Source organism: Sideroxydans lithotrophicus ES-1, assembly GCF_000025705.1.
In the GTDB taxonomy this organism is placed as follows: Bacteria; Pseudomonadota; Gammaproteobacteria; order Burkholderiales; family Gallionellaceae; genus Sideroxyarcus; species Sideroxyarcus lithotrophicus.
In genome coordinates this window covers 2,731,774-2,749,858 of the sequence record NC_013959.1, presented here as the reverse complement: position 1 = coordinate 2,749,858, position 18,085 = coordinate 2,731,774, and the positions used below count along the sequence as shown (strand labels likewise).

Sequence of the window (18,085 nt, the reverse complement as noted above, 5' to 3'; positions counted from 1 at the left end):
AGTCCAAAAACAATTTGCCACAGAGATCACAGGGTACACAGAGACAGTCGCCGAACTTCTCTGTGGCTCAATTCGGGGTTCGTGAATGAAGCACAAGATCAAACATATCCACTTTGTAGGCATCGGCGGATCCGGCATGAACGGCATCGCCGAGGTACTGCTCAACCTGGGCTTCAAGGTGAGCGGTTCCGACTTGGCCGACAACGCGGTCACGCAGCGCTTGCAAAGCCTGGGTGCGATCATCCAGCACGGGCATGACGCGAACAATCTGCTCGATGCCGATGCGGTGGTGGTCTCCACTGCCGTCAAGGCCGACAACCCGGAAATGATGGCGGCGCGCGAACAGCACATTCCCATCGTACCGCGTGCAGTCATGCTGGCCGAGCTGATGCGCCTGCGCCAGGGCATCGCGGTGGCAGGCACGCACGGCAAGACCACAACCACTTCGCTGGTGACCAGCGTGCTGGCCAAGGGCGGCTACGACCCGACCTTTGTCATCGGTGGCCGCCTCAACAGCAGCGGTGCCAACGCGCGCCTGGGCACGGGCGAGTTCATCGTCGCCGAGGCGGACGAATCCGATGCTTCGTTCCTGTATCTCACGCCCATCCTTGCGGTGGTCACCAATATCGACGCCGACCACATGGAGACCTACGGCCACGACTTCGGCAAACTGAAGCAGGCCTTCGTGGATTTCGTCGAACGCCTGCCGTTCTATGGCCGCGCCATCCTGTGTGCGGACGACGAAAATGTGCGCGACATCCTGCCGCGCATCAGCAAGCCGATAACTACATACGGCTTGAGCGAGGATGTGCAGATCCGCGCAGTGGATGTGCGCCATGAAGGCGGCCGGATGCGCTTCACTGCGCAATGCCGCCATGACGAGAAATGTCTGTTCGAGGGCAAGCCGATCGACCTGGAGGTCACGCTCAATCTTGCCGGCATGCACAACGTGCTCAACGCACTGGCTGCCATCGCGGTAGGTCTGGAGGTGGGCGTGGCACCATCCGCCATCGTCGCTGCGCTTGCCGAATTCGAGGGCGTTGGCCGGCGCATGCAGAGGTATGGCGAGATACCTCTCCCCAACCCTCTCCCGCAAGCGGGCGAGGGGGCAAACGCCGCTGCCGCGGGCGGCAGCTTTACTTTGATCGACGACTACGGACACCACCCGGTGGAGATGAAAGCGACGCTGGCTGCGGTGCGCGGAGCCTTCCCCGGCAAACGTTTGCTGCTGGCCTTTCAGCCGCACCGGTTCACCCGTACCCGCGATCTGTTCGAGGATTTCGTGAAAGTGCTGGGCGGTGTGGATGCGCTGGCGCTGGCGGAAGTGTATGCGGCGGGAGAGCAGCCTATCGTCGCTGCAGACGGGCGCGCCCTGATGCATGCCTTGCGTGTGGCTGGTCAGAATGAAGCCGTGTTCGTCGAGAACATCGCCGACATGCCGCAAACCATCATGCAAATGGCACAGGACGGCGATGTGGTGTTGACCATGGGGGCCGGCTCCATCGGCGGCGTGCCGAATCTGGTGAAGCAGATGGCGCAAAAATGAACATGAACGAACCGACACAGTTCAGTGCTGAAGGGTTGCGCGGAGAGATGCTCCACGACGAGCCCATGAACCGCCACACGAGTTGGCGCGCAGGCGGCCCGGCGCAGCGCATGTACCGGCCGGCCGACCTTGAGGACTTGCAGCGCTTCCTTCAGCAAATGCCGGACGACGAACCGCTGGTCGCAGTCGGTCTCGGCAGCAATCTGCTGGTACGTGATGGCGGGTTCCGCGGGACAGTGTTGCTGATGGTGGGAGCGCTTGCCGAACTGCGCATGGATGGCGACAACATCATTTATGCACAGGCCGGCGTGGCGGGGGCCAAGCTGGCACGTTTTGCCGCCTCGAACCACCTGTACGGCGCGGAGTTCTTCGTCGGCATCCCGGGCACCCTGGGCGGCATGCTGACGATGAACGCCGGATGTTACGGCGGCGAGACCTGGCAGAAGGTGCAGCGCGTGCAGGTGCTGACGCGGCGCGGAGAACTGCTGGAGCGTACGCCGCAGGAATACGAAATCGGTTATCGGCATGTGCTCCGGCGCGCTGCGGGCGAAGAGTTCTTCGTCGGAGCATGGCTGCGATTCGAAGCGGGCGATGTCGAGGCGGCGCGCCAGGAGATCAAAGCCCTGATGGAGAAGCGCAGCGCCAGCCAGCCGTTGCAGTTGCCGAACGCAGGTTCGGTGTTCCGCAATCCACCGGGCAGGCATGCGGCGAAACTGATCGAGGACTGCGGATTGAAAGGCAGGCGCATGGGCGGTGCGCAGGTGTCGGAGAAGCATGCCAACTTCATTGTGAATGCGGATGGTGCGACGGCAACGGATATAGAGAATTTGATCGACGAAGTACGGGCAGTGGTATTGCAACAAACAGGCATTGACCTGCATCCCGAAGTAAGGATTATTGGTGAGCACGCAAATCATGGATAAGAGCATCCCTACCTCTTTTGGCAAAGTCGCAGTGCTGTTCGGCGGGCGTTCGGCAGAGCGCGAGGTGTCGTTGAAGAGCGGCGCAGCAGTGCTGGCCGCATTACTGAAAAGCGGTGTGGATGCACATGCCTTCGATCCGGCACAGCGCGACCTGTCCGAACTCAAAAAGGAAAAGTTCGACCGCGTATTCATCATCCTGCATGGTCGTTACGGGGAGGATGGCACGGTGCAGGGCGCGCTGGAACTGATGGATATTCCTTACACCGGCAGCGGTGTGATGGCTTCGGCCATTGCGATGGACAAGTGGCGCACCAAGCTGGTTTGGCAGGCGGCGGGGCTGCCTATCCCCGAATACGAGGCGCTGACCGCGCCCTCCGACTGGAACGCAGTGGCCGATCATCTCGACCTGCCTTTGTTCGTGAAACCTTCCAGCGAGGGCAGCAGTGTCGGTGTGACCAAGGTGAAGACGGTGGATGAGTTGCCCATTGCGTATGCAGAGGCAGCGAAGTACGACAAGGTGGTGATCGCCGAGAGCTTCATGAGCGGCGGCGAGTACACCGCGACGATCCTGAATGGCCGCGCCCTGCCGGTAATCAAGATCGAACCGGCGAACGAGTTCTACGACTATGAAGCCAAGTACTTGCGCGATGACACGCGCTATCTGTGCCCGTGCGGATTAAGCGTGGAACAGGAAGCCGAGATGCAGCATCTGGCGTTGCTCGCGTTCCAGCTCATCGGTTGCCAGGGTTGGGGGCGTGTCGACTTCCTGCGCGGCGACGACGGCAAATTCTACCTGCTGGAGATCAATACTGCGCCGGGCATGACCGACCATAGCCTGGTACCGATGGCGGCCCGCCAGGCGGGTATCAGTTTCGAGCAACTCGTGGTGCAGATTCTGGAGGGGGCAGGAATTGGGAAATAGCTTTTCACAATTGCTTCCTCTCCCTCGGGGAGAGGATTGTGGTGAGGGTTATGTGGGATAACGCACCGTTGCTGCGCAGCATCGCCAATGCGCTGTTCGGCCTCAGCTTGGTGCTGGTGCTGTACGGTACGGCGCGCTATGTGCTGCACTTGCCGGTGTTCCCGTTGCGTACGGTGGAACTGACCGCGGTGCCACAGCAGGTCCCGACCGAGATGCTGGAACAGGTGGTGCATGAGCAGGTGAGCGGGAATTTCTTCACCGTCGACCTGGAGCGCACAAGGCAGGCATTCGAAAAGCTGCCCTGGGTGCGCAAGGTGAGCGTACGGCGCAAGTTCCCATGGAGCCTCGAAGTCGAGGTGGAAGAGCAGGTCGCCCTGGCGCACTGGAACGGCACGGAACTGGTGAACACGCATGGCGAAGTGTTCGAAGGGAAGACCGGGCAGGTATTGCCGGTGTTCGTCGGACAGCCCGATACCTCGCTGCAAGTGACACAGATGTACGACGAATTGAATGCGGTGCTGCAGCCGATCCGGCAGCAGATCGCGCAGATCAACCTGTCCCCGCGTTATGCGTGGCAGGTCAAGCTGGGTAGTGGCCTGGTGCTGGAACTGGGGCGCGAAGAGATGCAGCAGCGACTGAAGCGCTTCGTTGCCGTTTATCCGTACAGCATGGCAGCACTGGGTCAAAAGGTAAGTCACGTCGACCTGCGCTACCGCAATGGGTTTGCGGTACGTGCGTCGTCCAGCAAGGTTTGAAAGAGTAGCAAGGGGATCGCGATGAGCAAGAACAGGGAAAACAAGAATTTGATCGTCGGCCTGGACATCGGTACGTCGAAGATCGCGTGCATTGTCGCCGAGATCAGGCCCGAGGGGACGCTGGAGGTCATCGGTGCCGGTCTGCACCAATCCTCCGGCATGAAGAAGGGCATGGTGGTGAACATCGATGCCACGGTCGGCGCCATCCAGCGCGCGCTGGAAGAGGCCGAGCTGATGGCCGATTGCAAGATACGCGAGGTCTATACCGGCATCGCGGGCAGCCACATCCGCAGTTCCAATGCGAACGGGATGATCAAGATCAAGGACAAGGAAGTGGCGCACACCGACATTGTGCGCGCGGTGGAAACGGCGAGTTCGATCAGCCTGCCGGGCGACCAGCAGATCCTGCACATTCTCGAGCAGGAGTTCAGCATCGACGGACAGGAGGGCATAAAGAAACCGTTGGGCATGAGCGGCATGCGGCTGGAAGTGGAAGTACACATCGTCACGGGCGCGGTGGCAGCGGTGCAGAACATCCTGAAATGCATCCACCGCTGCGGACTGGAAGTGAACGAGATGATCCTGCAGCCGCTGGCATCGAGCAAGGCGGTGCTGGCGGACGACGAAAGGGAGCTGGGTGTGTGTCTGGTGGACATCGGCGGCGGCACTACCGATGTGGCGGTATTCACCAACGGGGCGATACGCCACACGGCGGTGATCCCCATCGCCGGCGACCAGATCACCAACGACATCGCGATGGCCTTGCGCACGCCGACCAAGGATGCCGAGGACATCAAGATCAAATACGGCTGCGCCCTGCGCCAGTTGGCCAACGATGCGCCGATCGAAGTGCCCGGGGTGGGTGAGCGCAGCGCGCGCATGCTGTCGCGACAGACCCTGGCGGAAGTGATCGAGCCGCGCGTGGAAGAATTGTATTCGCTGGTGCAGCAGGAGCTGCGGCGCAGCGGCTTCGAAGACCTGCTCTCTTCCGGCATCGTGATCACCGGCGGCAGCAGTGCCATGCAGGGGATGGTCGAGCTGGGCGAGGAGATATTCCACATGCCGGTGCGCATGGGCGTGCCGCGCAACATCGGCGGATTGTCGGATGTGGTGAAGACCGCGCGTTATGCGACTGGAGTCGGGTTGTTGTTGTACGGGCTGGAGCAACACAAGCGCGATGAAGTGGCGCGGGTCAATTCGGGTTCGTTCGGGGATGTGCTGGCGAATATGAAGACGTGGTTTCAACGCAATTTTTAGTGGTTCGGGTTCGGGGTTGGTGTGTCATTTAGAAAAGGAGAATAAACATGTTTGAATTGATGGATGCTCAGCCGCAAGGCGCGGTTATCAAAGTGGTGGGTGTGGGTGGTTGCGGCGGGAATGCAGTCGACCACATGATCGATCAGGGTGTACAGGGCGTCGAGTTCATCGTTATCAATACCGATGCTCAGGCGCTGCGTCGCAGCAAGGCGCGCGTGCAGCTGCAGATCGGCGCTAATCTGACCAAGGGGCTGGGCGCAGGCGCCAAGCCGGAGATCGGCCAGGCTGCGGCGGAAGAGGATCGCGAGCGCATCGCCGAAATCATCAACGGGGCGAATATGGTGTTCATCACCGCCGGCATGGGCGGCGGCACCGGCACCGGGGCGGCTCCCATCGTGGCACAAGTCGCCAAGGACATGGGCATCCTCACGGTGGCCGTGGTGACCAAACCGTTCGTGTTCGAAGGCAAGCGCATGACGCTGGCGCAAAACGGCATCGAAGAGCTGGCGGCTTATGTCGATTCGCTGATCATCGTGCCCAACGCCAAGCTGATGGAAGTCCTGGGCGGCAAGACCACTCTGCCGGAAGCGTTCAAGGCAGCGAACGGCGTGTTGCAAGGTGCGGTAGCCGGTATCGCCGAAGTCATCAACGTGCCCGGCATGGTGAACGTGGACTTTGCCGACGTATGCACACTGATGTCCGAGAACGGCATGGCGATGATGGGTGCGGCTTCCGCATCCGGCGAGGGCCGTGCGCAGCGTGCAGCGGAACAGGCCATCGCCAGCCCTCTGCTGGAAGACGTAGATCTGTCCGGTGCCCGCGGCGTGCTGGTCAATATCACCTCCAGCAGCAGCCTGACTCTGGAAGAGCTGCACGAAGTGATGAATTGCTTCCAGTTCGCGGCACAAGAGGCGACGGTGATAGTCGGCTCGGTGTTCGATGAAGCGATGGGCGAGGAGTTGCGAGTGACTATCGTGGCCACGGGATTGGGCGCGCCGATGGCAAGAAAGCAGCCGAAACCGGTATTGGCCTACGAAAAACAACAACGCACCGGAACGCACGACGCTCCGCTGGTGAATTACAACGAACTGGACATGCCGGCAGTGATCCGTACCGGGCGTCATCGCGAGGCGGTGGAGGCAATGAAACAATCCGGTGTCGACCCGCTCGATATACCGTCGTTCTTGCGCAAGCAGGCGGACTAACGGCAGGAATTTGGATTTAGGATTTAGGATTTTCGGGGTAGGCGTTTACGCAAAATCCCAATTCCCGGTTCCCAAATCCTGCCTTTGGGCTGTGTTAAACTCCGCAGCGGTTCAGTCAGGTATTGCCAAATGGTCAAGCAACGCACATTGAAAACGACGGTGCAGGCGACGGGCGTCGGTCTGCACACCGGAGAGAAGGTCTACCTGACCTTGCGTCCGGCCGCCATCGACAGCGGCATCGTTTTCCGTCGGGTCGATCTGCCGGATTCCAAGGATATCCGTGCCGAAGCGCATGCGGTACATGACACGCGCCTTTCGACCTGCCTTGAGGCGCATGGAGCGCGCGTGGCAACGGTGGAGCACCTGATGTCGGCCCTGGCCGGCCTGGGGGTCGACAATGCCATCATCGAGCTGACCAGTTCGGAACTGCCCATCATGGATGGCAGCGCAGGCACATTCATCTTCCTGCTGCAATCGGCTGGCATCGTCGAGCAGGCGGCCGCCAAGAAGTTCATCCGCATCAAGAAAGCCGTCGAGGTGAAGGATGGCGACAAGTGGGTGCGCTTCGAGCCATACAACGGCTACAAACTGAACTTCACCATCAATTTCGCCCACCCGGTGTTTGCCAACACCAAACAGGATGTGACGGTCGATCTGGGTGAACAGTCCTATATAAAAGAAGTGAGCCGCGCCCGTACCTTCGGTTTCATGCAGGAAGTCGAATATATGCGCTCGCAGGGATTGGCGCTGGGCGGGAGCCTGGATAACGCCATCGTAATGGATGAATACCGCGTTATCAATCCGGACGGCCTGCGTTTCGAGGACGAGTTCGTCAAGCACAAGGTGCTGGATGCCATCGGCGACCTGTATCTGCTCGGCCATCCGTTGATCGGCGCATTCTCCGGCTACAAATCCGGCCACGCCTTGAACAATGCACTATGCCGCGCCTTGCTTGCCGACGAGACGGCGTGGGAGTTCACCACATTCGAGAAGCAGGAAGAGGCTCCGGATTTCTTGCGGCTCCAGCTACAGATGGCTTGACCCAGCGTCAGCGATGCTTATCCGCCTCGCTTTGCTATTCGCCATACTGCTGATTGGCTCAGCGACAGTCTTGTATTTGATCACCCGCGATCCGCGATACCAGCGCTTTGTTTGGCGGGTGGTGCGTTTAATGGCCTACGTGTTGCTGATATTCGGCGCGCTATACCTGCTGGAACGATATGGTCTGGTTGCATGGATGGTACTGGTGTAACCATTATGCTTTCCTGGCTAATCGCCTTAAAGCCGCTTTAAGTGACGAATCGCCCAGATTTGCGTCAAGCTTTTGGAGAGCTTCCCGCGCTACTTTGCCCAATTGGCGCGGTTTGGGCGGGGCCGGGCGTGACGGGATTGAGACTTGCACCCTGATTTGAATTCCAGTAACCTCGCATCCCCTTGCTTGGAAAAGGGAAATGAGTTCGGTGGTCATATGACGCAGTTTGGCTGCAACCGCGCCATTATTTGCAACAAGGACCAGTGTCTGGTGATTCATCCTTGATACTTGGCTGTTACGTGCCAGATCAGGTGGGGCGAAAGACTCGTAATGTCTTTGCAATGCCCTGAGCAGCGTGGCTTTGCTGGAAAGTAACCGCAATTCTTGATTGGATGCCAAAAAGCTGTTCAGTCGGTGCGGCACGTTGGGTTCACAGGAATCGTGTCATAAAAGGGGAATGCGTGAATATTATTCTAGTTTCCAACCGGTTTGCAAAAGCACGTAGTGTCACTGTGACAGGCACTCATCTCGCCGCGTTGGCCATGCTGGTTGCGGTGCTATTCGTTGCGGCCGTGCTGACGGCACAATACGCCATCGTTCGATTCCAGCCGGGCTGGATGGGCACGGAGATGCGCGACTGGCTGGCCAGTGCACATGAGGTTGAACAGCAAAAACAGGAAGCGTTCATGCGCAAGAGCCTGGATACCCTGGCCATGAGGCTCGGGCAGATGCAGGCTCAAGTGATGCGCCTGAATGGTCTGGGCGCGCGCCTGGCCAAACTGACGGGCATGAAACCGGAAGAATTCTCATTCGACAAACAGCCTGCGCAGGGTGGCCCCTACCTGCCATCGGCGTTGCATCAGCAGGTTTCCATGTCGAGCATGGAACAGCAGATGGCGGATTTGAATGCGATGCTGAGCGATCGCAGTGACAAACTGGTGGCATTGGAGACCCTGCTGATGCAGGACAAGTTGAGCAAGAAGCTGTTGCCTTCCGTACCACCCATCAGGGACGCATGGTATTCCTCCAATTTCGGCTGGCGCATCGATCCGTTCACGGGCAAGAACGCCATGCACGAAGGTGTGGACTACATGGTTCCGGAGGGGACGCCGATCCACGCTTCCGCCAGCGGCATGGTGGTGTATGCGGATGCCCATCCGGAGTATGGTAATATGGTCGAGATAGACCATGGCAACCAGGTCGTAACGCGCTATGCGCATGCGTCCAAGTTGCTGGTCAAAGTTGGGCAGATGGTTAAGCGCGGTCAGGAAATTGCTTTGTCTGGAAGTACTGGCAGGTCAACCGGCCCTCATCTGCATTTCGAAGTGAGATACAAAGGCATCGCCCAAAATCCGGTACGCTTTCTGGAAAAAGCCAGCAGTTGACCGCACAGATTTTGCAGAAGGGTGAGGTGTGTGCCTCACCCTTTTTTATTTGTTCGACTGCAATACAGAAGAAAACTACAGCATGATCTCAAAATTATTGAAATCCGTATTCGGCAGTCGTAACGACCGCCTGCTCAAACAGTACCGCCAGACCGTTGCGCGCGTGAATGCGCTGGAAACGCAGACGGCAGCCCTGTCAGACGACGAGTTGCGCGGCAAGACGCTCGAATTCAAGCAGCGGGTGCAACAGGGCGAGTCGCTCGATGCACTTCTGCCGGAAGCGTTCGCCGTGGTGCGCGAAGGCGGCAAGCGCGCATTGCAGATGCGTCACTTCGATGTGCAGCTGATCGGCGGCATGGTGCTGCATTACGGCAAGATCGCCGAAATGCGCACCGGTGAAGGCAAGACGCTGATGGCAACCCTGCCGGCCTATCTGAATGCGTTGTCCGGCAATGGCGTCCATGTCGTAACAGTGAATGACTATCTGGCGGCGCGCGATGCCGAGTGGATGGGCAAGCTGTACAGGTTCCTCGGCCTGTCGGTCGGCGTCATCCTGACCAGCATGGAACATGCCGACAAACAGGCCGCTTACGGGGCTGACATTACCTACGGCACCAATAACGAATTCGGCTTCGACTACCTGCGCGACAACATGGCGGCGAGCGCTGAAGAACGATTCCAGCGCGGACTGAACTTCGCCATCGTTGACGAGGTGGACTCCATCCTGATCGACGAGGCACGCACGCCGCTGATCATCTCGGGTCAGGCGGAAGACAATCTCGACGTGTACCAGGCGATGGACAAGCTGGCGCCCAAATTGACCCGTCAGGCTGACGAAAACTCTCCGGGCGATTACTACGTCGATGAAAAGAATCACCAGGTATTGCTGAGCGAATCCGGCCATGAAAACGCCGAACGTTTGCTGGCCCAGGCGGGCATGCTGCCGGTCGGCGGCAGTCTGTACGATCCGGCCAACATCACGCTGATCCACCATTTGTACGCAGCCTTGCGTGCCCATAACCTGTATCTGCGCGACCAGCACTATGTGGTACAGAACGGCGAAGTGGTCATCGTCGATGAATTCACCGGTCGCCTGATGTCGGGACGACGCTGGTCTGACGGCCTGCATCAGGCAGTGGAGGCGAAAGAAGGAGTGGCGATCCAGAAAGAGAATCAGACGCTGGCCTCGATCACCTTCCAGAACTATTTCCGCATGTACAACAAGCTGTCCGGCATGACAGGCACGGCGGACACCGAAGCTTACGAGTTCCAGACCATCTATAACCTGGAAACCGTGATCATCCCGCCACATCGCCCGACCATCCGCAAGGACATGATGGACAAGGTCTACCTCAGTACGGGCGAGAAATACGCCGCAGTCATCGCCGACATCCGCGATTGCTACGAACGCGGGCAGCCGGTATTGGTCGGCACCACCTCCATCGAAACCTCCGAATTGCTGTCCGGTTTGCTGGAAAAGGAAAAGCTGCCGCATCAGGTGCTGAATGCCAAGCAGCATGCGCGCGAGGCCGAGATCGTGGCTCAGGCGGGCAGTCCGAAGATGATCACCATCGCCACCAACATGGCTGGGCGCGGTACCGACATCGTGCTGGGTGGCAATGTCGAAAAACCGATCGAACTTGTGCGCATGGACGACAGTCTGGATGCGACGACGAAAGAGCAGCGTATAGCCAAGCTGCGTGCCGAGTGGCAACCGATCCATGAACGGGTCATCGCCAGCGGCGGCCTTCACATCATCGGCACCGAGCGTCATGAGTCGCGCCGGGTGGACAACCAGTTGCGTGGACGTTCCGGGCGCCAGGGCGATCCGGGCTCCAGCCGCTTCTACCTGTCGCTGGAAGATCCGCTGTTGCGCATCTTCGCTTCCGACCGGGTAGCGGCGATCATGAACAAGTTCAAGCTACCCGAGGGCGAAGCCATCGAGCATACCTGGGTGACGCGCGCGATCGAGAATGCGCAACGCAAGGTGGAAGCGCGCAACTTCGACATGCGCAAGCAGATCCTGGAATACGACGACGTCGCCAACGACCAGCGCAAAGTGATCTACCTGCAGCGCGCGGAATTGCTGGAAAGCACCGACATCTCCGAGACCATCAGCGCGATGCGCGAAGGGGTGCTGTCCGATACGGTTGCCGAATATATTCCGCACGGCAGCATGGAAGAACAATGGGATGCGCCAGGCCTGGAAAAAGCCCTGGCTGCCGAGTTCCAGCTGCAACTGCCGATCGTGCAATGGCTGGAGGAAGACAAGAGCCTTGACGAGAGCGGCTTGCGCGAACGCGTGGCAGAGGCCGGACGTCAGCTATACCAGGTCAAGGTCGATCAGGTGGGCGGCGAGGTGATGCACGGTTACGAGCGCATCGTCATGTTGCAGAGCCTGGATCAGCACTGGCGCGAACATCTGGCAGCGCTGGATCATCTGCGGCAGGGCATCCATCTGCGCGGTTATGCGCAGAAGAATCCCAAGCAGGAATACAAGCGCGAAGCGTTCGACCTGTTCTCCAATATGCTGGAAGGGGTGAAGCGCGATGTGACGCAGACCCTGATGAATGTGCAGATCCGTAGCGAGGCCGATGTGGCGGCGGCTGAAGTGCCCCACGCCCCGGAAAATGTGCAGTATCATCATGCGGATTATGACGAGGCGCTGGGGCAAACTGAACAGCAGGCGGATGAACACAAACCATTCGTGCGCGGCAGTGAAAAGATCGGGCGTAACGACCCCTGTCCTTGCGGTTCGGGAAAAAAATACAAGCAGTGCCATGGCAGATTGAACTGATGCACCAACTTCCGGGGGATTCGAGAATGACAAAAGAAGACTTGATCATACAAACCTTGCATAACTCCACGCTCACGGAGGAATTGCGCGATGCCGAGATCGAATCGCTGGCGCGTATCATCGAGGTCAAGGATTACAAGGCAGGCGACGTGCTGGTACAGCCCGGCAATGACCGATTGAAGAACGCATTGATCATCCTGGCCAGCGGCGAAGTCGAGGCGACTGCTAACGTCGGCGGTGAACAGGCGATCTTGCATCTGCTCCAGCCGGGTGATTTGGCGGGGATCATCACTTTCGTGGGCGGGAATGTCGCGCAAATCAGTGCTACGACCATAGCCAAGACGGATAGCAAGGTGCTGGTTCTGGAGCGTTCCAAGTTTGAATCCCTGTTGAACACGCAGCCCGCCATCGTGTATTACGTGATGCGCGGTATCGTCCGGCATACGCATGGCATCGTGCGCCGCATGAACATGCAATCCGTAGAGATGACCAACTACATCCATCAAACGGGTGGCCGTTACTAAAGGAAGTCTGCAATGCCGGTGAATCTCTCAGCGCCCGTCGCGGCACAACTGTTGCCTGTTGCGGGCGTTTCTCTAGGTACCGCTGAGGCGGGTGTCAAGCGTGCAGACCGCAAGGACCTGCTGGTCATCAGGCTGGATGAAGGCGCGACCGTCGCGGGCGTGTTCACTACCAATCGTTTCTGTGCCGCCCCGGTCACCGTGGCACGCAATCATCTTGCTGCCGGCAAGGGGATCCGGGCACTGGTGATCAACACCGGCAATGCCAATGCTGGCACCGGTGAACAGGGCATGCAGGCCGCTCATACCACCTGCATCGAGCTGGCCAAATTGCTGGGCTGTTTGCCCGAACAGGTGCTGCCGTATTCCACCGGCGTCATCATGGAGCTGCTGCCGGTCGGCAAGATCGTCGCCGGCATGCCGCAAGCGATCGCCAGTCTGAAGACCGACAACTGGTTCGATGCCGCACACGCCATCATGACCACCGATATTGTTGCCAAGGCCGTGTCGAAGCAGGTGCAGATCGGCGGCAAGACGGTTACCGTCACCGGCATGTCCAAGGGCTCCGGCATGATCCATCCCAACATGGCCACCATGCTGGGCTACATCGCCACCGATGCGGCCATCGCACAACCGCTGCTGCAGCAGATGGTGAGCGAGGCCGCCAACCGTTCATTCAACTGCATCACCGTGGACGGCGACACTTCCACTAACGACGCGCTGATGCTGATCGCTACCGGCAAGAGCGGTGCAGTCATCGATGCCGCGAACCTCGCCGCCATGCAAGCCGCCGTCACCGAGGTCGCCACCGCGTTGGCGCAAGCAATCGTGCGCGACGGCGAGGGGGCGACCAAGTTCATCACCATCAAGATCGAAGGCGGCAAGGATGCAGCCGAATGCAAGAAGATCGGCTATGCCATCGCCCATTCTCCGCTGGTCAAGACCGCTTTCTTCGCCTCCGACCCCAACCTTGGCCGTATCCTCGCGGCAATCGGTTATGCGGGCGTAGGCGACCTCGACGTGGAGAAATTGAAGCTGTATCTCGACGAAGTGCTGGTGGCCGAGAACGGCGGGCGCGCGAACAGTTACCGGGAGGAAGATGGTCAACGCGTGATGCAGCAGAGCGACATCACCATCCGCGTGGTGCTGGATCGCGGGACGGTGAACGCGACATTATGGACTTGTGATTTTTCTTACGACTACGTGAAGATCAACGCGAGCTATAGAAGTTGATTTACAGCTCCCGCATGGGAGATGCTGAAGAGGTTCTATGGACAAGCTGGACAAATTCCTCACCCGCGGCGAAGGCCTGCTTTCCCGCCTGGAAAACATCCTGCCCGGCGCGCAGCCGCAAGCACCCGATTGGCAATCCGCCGCCGCTTTCCGCTGGGACCACCAGCAACGCACGCTGCATCCGGTCCCCAATTTCCAGCGCATCGCTCTCTCCGACCTGTTCGGCATCGACAACCAGAAGCAGCGCATCCAGCAGAACACGCTGCAATTCGTGCGCGGCGGTACGGCGAACAACGTGTTGCTCTCCGGCGCGCGCGGCACGGGCAAGTCGTCGCTGGTCAAGGCACTGCTGAATGAATACGCCGGACAAGGCCTGCGCGTGATCCAGATCGACAAGCAGGGTTTGATCGATCTGTCGCACATCGTCGGGCTGGTGCAGGGACGCGCTGAACGCTTCCTTCTCTATTGCGACGACCTCTCCTTCAATGCCGACGAACCCGGTTACCAATCGCTGAAAGCTGCGCTGGACGGCGATCTCGTGGCTTTTTCCGACAATCTCCTCATCTACGCGACCTCGAACCGTCGCCATCTGATGCCGCAATCCATGCAGGACAATCTGGCTACCCAATATGTCGGCGACGAAGTGCACCCTGCAGAAAGCGTGGAAGAGAAGGTGTCGCTGTCGGAGCGGTTCGGTTTGTGGATCTCGTTCTATCCGTTCACGCAGGATGAGTATCTGGTGGTGGCGACGCATTGGCTGGCGCATCATGGCTGGAAGCAGGGGCTTACTGATGAGGTGCGGACGGCGGCGCTGCAGTGGTCGTTGATGCGAGGTTCGCGGAGCGGAAGAGTGGCGGGACAGTTCGCGAGGGACTGGTGCGGACGACATGCCGGAAAATAAATGTATAGAAGTCTCGGCGGCAGTTTTGCAGCGACCGGATGGTTCTTTCCTGCTTGCGCAACGTCCTCCCGGTAAAATCTGGGCTGGTTATTGGGAGTTTCCCGGCGGCAAGATCGAACCGGGTGAAACCGCACATGACGCACTGGTGCGCGAACTGCATGAAGAACTGGGTATCACAGTCCAAACCGCTTATCCATGGCTCACCCGCGTATTTACCTACCCGCATGCGACGGTGCACCTGAATTTCTTCCGCGTGACGACATGGACAGGCGAACTGCACCCGCATGAGGGCCAGCAATTTTCCTGGCAACATCCGGCCGGGGTCCTGGTCGATCCTGTCCTTCCAGCCAATACACCCATCCTGCGCGCCCTGACATTGCCTGCGTTATATGCCATCAGCAATGCCGCCGAGCTGGGTACGGAGCAATTTTTGCTGAAGCTGGAAGCCAGGCTGGATGACGGGCTGCAGCTAATTCAGGTGCGCGAAAAAGACCTCTCCCGCGATCGATTGCGCGAACTTGCACTCAAAGTGGTGGCGCTGGCGCACGCTCGGGGCGCGCGAGTGCTGCTCAACGGCGATATCGAGATGGCACGGGAAGTGGGCGCGGACGGGGTGCAACTGACTTCGTCCCAGCTTGCGGCATTGAAGCTGCGTCCGGCAATCGACTGGTGTGCGGCTTCCTGCCACAATGCGGAAGAGTTGCGTCGTGCGGAAGCATTGGGCTGCGATTTCGCATTGCTCTCGCCAGTGCTGCCGACCCGATCCCATCTTGGTGCGTCGTATCTGGGCTGGGAAAGATTCGCCGCGTTGGCCGGCGGTTCGACTATCCCGGTGTATGCCCTGGGTGGCCTGTCGCAAGCCGACATGCAGATGGCATGGCAGCACGGTGCACATGGGATATCCCTGCTGCGTCAGGCTTGGTGATCCGATCCTGGCGGATCCTGCTCGCGTTGCTCAACGCGATATTCCTCGTTCGCCCACTTTCCCAGATCGATGAGTTTGCAGCGTTCGCTGCAGAAAGGACGGAAACGGTTGCTGGTGTCCCATACCATTTCTTTGCCGCAGTTCGGGCAGGTGACGATCGGCGGTTTGCTCATTGCAGCGAACAGAAAGTCAGGTCGAACGCGACATCGTGATTGTAGAGCGCGGTCTTGGCTGCGTATTTCGCTTCGACAAAGCGGATGTTGAGGGCGTATTTGTTGGCGCTGACCTCGGGGATGCAGAGCAGTTCGGAATCAAGCGATATGCGCAGCATCTGGGCTACGCGACCGCCTTGCATTTGCTGGAAGCTGCCGTGAAAGGCCGTGAAGTGATGCACTTTGCCGTTTTCGCGCAGTAGCTTGAGGAGAATGGTGATGCCGTCACGTAACGGCAGCATTGGGCTCAACCAGGCAATCAGGTTCTGGCGCCGGTGTTCGGCACTCTGATGCTGCCAGTAATGATAGGAGGGAAGGTCGAACTCGCATACCCCGCCGGGGATGCAGGCGCGCTGTTTGATCGCCATCAGCCACTCGTCATCGCGCAAGTGTTGGCCGATCTTGCCGTTCATGCCGAGCAGCCGGGTGCTGGCCCCCTCGATCTCGCTCAATACTGCATCCAGCGCGTCTTCGAGGATCTCCGGATTATTGTGCAACGCATTCAGCGCTTTTTTCTGGCGTTCCAGTTCCTGTAACAGGTCGGATTTGAGATCGGCGCGACAGGCGACTTCCAGTATCTCGAAAAGCACGCCCAGAGCAGCATGATGATCCGGGCTCTCGTCGCTATCGATGAAGCGCTTGATGCGGAAGAAGAGGTCCTCCAGACGCAGCAGGGTACGAACTCGTTCGTTGAGAGGAAACTCGTAACTGATCACATTCGCCTGTCCGGGACTGGATTTATCGGATGCGAAAGATTAAAGGCAGCGCAGCGTATCGTCAATCGCTTTCATCGGCCATTGACGACAAACGGCGATGTATTCCGACGACCTGCAATTTCAGGTCGTCCAGGCTGCCATCGTTGTGGATGACTTCATCGGCAAGCTTCGTTCGCTCGGAACGGCGGACCTGTTGCGCCATGATCGCCCGGATCGCGGCTTCGTCCAGGCTGCTGCGCTGCATGGCGCGGGATATCTGGGCTTCCTCGGAACAATCCACGGTAATGATGCGTTGCAACCAGTCGCGGTAACGTCCGCTTTCGAACAGCAGGGGGACGACGACCAGTGTGTAAGGCGCGTCGGTGGGTGATGCTGCCTGCTGCCTGGCCTGTGCGAGGATGAGCGGATGCAGGATGGTTTCCAGGCGCTGCTTTTCTTCCGGGTTGGCGAAGACCAGCTTGCGCATAGCTCCCCGATCCAGACTGCCGTCGGCGGCGATATAGTGCTCCCCAAAGCAGGCGCGTATCGCATCGATCGCCTCCCCGTCAGCTTTGGTCAGCTGGTGGGCGATGAGGTCGGTGTCGATGGTACGCGCACCGAGTTCGGCGAACATGCCGGCGACGGTGCTTTTGCCGCTGCCGATGCCGCCAGTCAATCCGACCAGATAGTTCACGGAGCCAGCAGTTGCAGATAGCTTTGGGTCAATGCCTGCCCCCAGAACAGCGCGATCAGGCCGCCGCCAGCAAGGTAAGGGCCGAAGGGGATCGGGATGTGGCGGCCATGTTTGGCGAAGACGATGAGAGAGATGCCGACCGCGGCACCGACCAGCGAGGACAACAGGATGACCAGCGGCAGCATCGTCCAGCCCAGCCATGCACCTATGGTGGCAAGCAGCTTGAAATCTCCATAGCCCATGCCTTCCTTGCCGGTAGTAAGCTTGAACAGCCAGTACACGCCCCACAAGGCGAGGTAGCCCAGGGTTGCACCGACGACGGCATTCTGCAGCGAAGTGAAAGCACCATTGAGATTGAGCAGCAGGCCCAGCCATAGCAGCGGCAACGTGATGTCGTCCGGCAGCAGCTGTGTATCGAAGTCGATGAAGGTGAGTGCGATCAGTGCCCAGACGAAAACGATGGCGGCGATCCCGGCCATGCCGAAGCCGAAATGCCAGGCGGCATAGGCGCTCAGGATCGCGCTGATCGCCTCGACAATGGGATAGCGGGGAGAGATGGCGGCACCGCACCCTTTGCATTTGCCGCGCAGGAGCAGGTAGCTCAGTATCGGTATATTTTCGGTGGCACCGATGGCGTGGCCGCAATGCGGACAAGCAGAGCGCGGCACCAGCAGGTTGTAGCGCGAAACGTTTTCCTCCGGTTGCTCATTGAGCTCCGCGCATTGCGCGCGCCAGTCACGTTCCATCATCTTGGGCAGGCGATGGATGACGACGTTGAGAAAACTGCCTACAAGCAATCCAATGATGCCGGCGAATAAGGCAAAAACCATGGGGGAGGATTGCAGCATTAATAGCATCGAAT

Annotated in this window: 19 protein-coding genes; 14 read left to right on the top strand and 5 right to left on the bottom strand. The window is 59.2% G+C overall.

What is annotated here, in order from left to right; genetic code table 11:
- Positions 1 to 85: 85 nt before the first annotated feature.
- The 8 genes from murC to SLIT_RS13535 all read left to right on the top strand — a co-directional run bounded on the left by murC (position 86) and on the right by SLIT_RS13535 (position 7,860).
- The gene (gene murC / locus SLIT_RS13570) at positions 86 to 1,546 is read left to right on the top strand and encodes a UDP-N-acetylmuramate--L-alanine ligase (RefSeq protein WP_013030841.1); all 1,461 of its coding nucleotides are present in this window, start codon (positions 86 to 88) and stop codon (positions 1,544 to 1,546) included.
- Complete coding sequence (murB, locus tag SLIT_RS13565; RefSeq protein WP_013030840.1) at positions 1,543 to 2,469, top strand: UDP-N-acetylmuramate dehydrogenase; 927 nt, start codon at positions 1,543 to 1,545, stop codon at positions 2,467 to 2,469. The genes murC and murB overlap by 4 nt, the downstream gene beginning before the upstream one ends.
- Positions 2,462 to 3,391 (top strand): D-alanine--D-alanine ligase, encoded by a 930-nt coding sequence (locus SLIT_RS13560; RefSeq protein ID WP_013030839.1) that lies wholly within the window; start codon positions 2,462 to 2,464, stop codon positions 3,389 to 3,391. Before murB ends, SLIT_RS13560 begins: the two co-directional genes overlap by 8 nt.
- A gap of 50 nt (positions 3,392 to 3,441) precedes the next feature.
- Positions 3,442 to 4,146, top strand: a complete 705-nt coding sequence (locus tag SLIT_RS13555) for a cell division protein FtsQ/DivIB (RefSeq protein ID WP_041420898.1) — start codon at positions 3,442 to 3,444, stop codon at positions 4,144 to 4,146.
- Between the two features lie 21 nt (positions 4,147 to 4,167).
- Entirely contained in the window at positions 4,168 to 5,403 is a 1,236-nt protein-coding gene (gene ftsA, locus SLIT_RS13550; protein WP_013030837.1) for a cell division protein FtsA, read from the top strand.
- 47 nt (positions 5,404 to 5,450) lie between these two features.
- Positions 5,451 to 6,608 (top strand): cell division protein FtsZ, encoded by a 1,158-nt coding sequence (ftsZ, locus tag SLIT_RS13545; protein ID WP_013030836.1) that lies wholly within the window; start codon positions 5,451 to 5,453, stop codon positions 6,606 to 6,608.
- A 129-nt stretch (positions 6,609 to 6,737) separates the two neighbouring features.
- The gene (gene lpxC, locus SLIT_RS13540; protein ID WP_013030835.1) at positions 6,738 to 7,649 is read left to right on the top strand and encodes a UDP-3-O-acyl-N-acetylglucosamine deacetylase; all 912 of its coding nucleotides are present in this window, start codon (positions 6,738 to 6,740) and stop codon (positions 7,647 to 7,649) included.
- 13 nt (positions 7,650 to 7,662) lie between these two features.
- Positions 7,663 to 7,860 carry a hypothetical protein gene (locus SLIT_RS13535; protein ID WP_013030834.1) on the top strand — a complete coding sequence of 66 codons (198 nt, stop codon included), beginning with the start codon at positions 7,663 to 7,665 and terminating at the stop codon, positions 7,858 to 7,860.
- Between the two features lie 3 nt (positions 7,861 to 7,863).
- On the opposite strand, the gene SLIT_RS16410 is transcribed toward SLIT_RS13535, so the two are convergent.
- Positions 7,864 to 8,283 carry a DciA family protein gene (locus tag SLIT_RS16410; RefSeq protein WP_013030833.1) on the bottom strand — a complete coding sequence of 140 codons (420 nt, stop codon included), beginning with the start codon at positions 8,281 to 8,283 and terminating at the stop codon, positions 7,864 to 7,866.
- Between the two features lie 38 nt (positions 8,284 to 8,321).
- Here SLIT_RS16410 and SLIT_RS13530 point away from each other — a divergent pair, with 38 nt between their 5' ends.
- From SLIT_RS13530 to SLIT_RS13505, 6 genes are all read left to right on the top strand, one after another.
- The gene (locus tag SLIT_RS13530) at positions 8,322 to 9,245 is read left to right on the top strand and encodes a M23 family metallopeptidase (protein WP_041420897.1); all 924 of its coding nucleotides are present in this window, start codon (positions 8,322 to 8,324) and stop codon (positions 9,243 to 9,245) included.
- A gap of 82 nt (positions 9,246 to 9,327) precedes the next feature.
- Positions 9,328 to 12,042: a preprotein translocase subunit SecA gene (gene secA, locus SLIT_RS13525; protein ID WP_013030831.1), complete on the top strand. Its 2,715-nt coding sequence runs from the start codon at positions 9,328 to 9,330 to the stop codon at positions 12,040 to 12,042.
- 26 nt (positions 12,043 to 12,068) lie between these two features.
- Positions 12,069 to 12,566 carry a Crp/Fnr family transcriptional regulator gene (locus SLIT_RS13520; RefSeq protein ID WP_013030830.1) on the top strand — a complete coding sequence of 166 codons (498 nt, stop codon included), beginning with the start codon at positions 12,069 to 12,071 and terminating at the stop codon, positions 12,564 to 12,566.
- 12 nt (positions 12,567 to 12,578) lie between these two features.
- Positions 12,579 to 13,796 carry a bifunctional glutamate N-acetyltransferase/amino-acid acetyltransferase ArgJ gene (gene argJ, locus SLIT_RS13515; protein ID WP_013030829.1) on the top strand — a complete coding sequence of 406 codons (1,218 nt, stop codon included), beginning with the start codon at positions 12,579 to 12,581 and terminating at the stop codon, positions 13,794 to 13,796.
- Positions 13,797 to 13,833: 37 nt separating this feature from the next.
- A complete protein-coding gene (locus SLIT_RS13510) occupies positions 13,834 to 14,697 on the top strand; it encodes an ATP-binding protein (RefSeq protein WP_013030828.1) in 864 nt (287 codons plus the stop codon).
- The gene (locus SLIT_RS13505) at positions 14,684 to 15,622 is read left to right on the top strand and encodes a Nudix family hydrolase (protein WP_013030827.1); all 939 of its coding nucleotides are present in this window, start codon (positions 14,684 to 14,686) and stop codon (positions 15,620 to 15,622) included. Before SLIT_RS13510 ends, SLIT_RS13505 begins: the two co-directional genes overlap by 14 nt.
- On the opposite strand, the gene SLIT_RS13500 is transcribed toward SLIT_RS13505, so the two are convergent.
- The 4 genes from SLIT_RS13500 to SLIT_RS13485 all read right to left on the bottom strand — a co-directional run bounded on the left by SLIT_RS13500 (position 15,610) and on the right by SLIT_RS13485 (position 18,053).
- A complete protein-coding gene (locus tag SLIT_RS13500) occupies positions 15,610 to 15,795 on the bottom strand; it encodes a DNA gyrase inhibitor YacG (protein ID WP_013030826.1) in 186 nt (61 codons plus the stop codon). The genes SLIT_RS13505 and SLIT_RS13500 overlap by 13 nt on opposite strands.
- Positions 15,792 to 16,550 (bottom strand): cell division protein ZapD, encoded by a 759-nt coding sequence (gene zapD, locus SLIT_RS13495; RefSeq protein WP_013030825.1) that lies wholly within the window; start codon positions 16,548 to 16,550, stop codon positions 15,792 to 15,794. Before zapD ends, SLIT_RS13500 begins: the two co-directional genes overlap by 4 nt.
- Positions 16,551 to 16,611: 61 nt before the next feature.
- The gene (coaE, locus tag SLIT_RS13490) at positions 16,612 to 17,223 is read right to left on the bottom strand and encodes a dephospho-CoA kinase (RefSeq protein WP_013030824.1); all 612 of its coding nucleotides are present in this window, start codon (positions 17,221 to 17,223) and stop codon (positions 16,612 to 16,614) included.
- Positions 17,220 to 18,053 carry a prepilin peptidase gene (locus SLIT_RS13485; RefSeq protein ID WP_317623665.1) on the bottom strand — a complete coding sequence of 278 codons (834 nt, stop codon included), beginning with the start codon at positions 18,051 to 18,053 and terminating at the stop codon, positions 17,220 to 17,222. Before SLIT_RS13485 ends, coaE begins: the two co-directional genes overlap by 4 nt.
- Positions 18,054 to 18,085 lie beyond the last annotated feature (32 nt).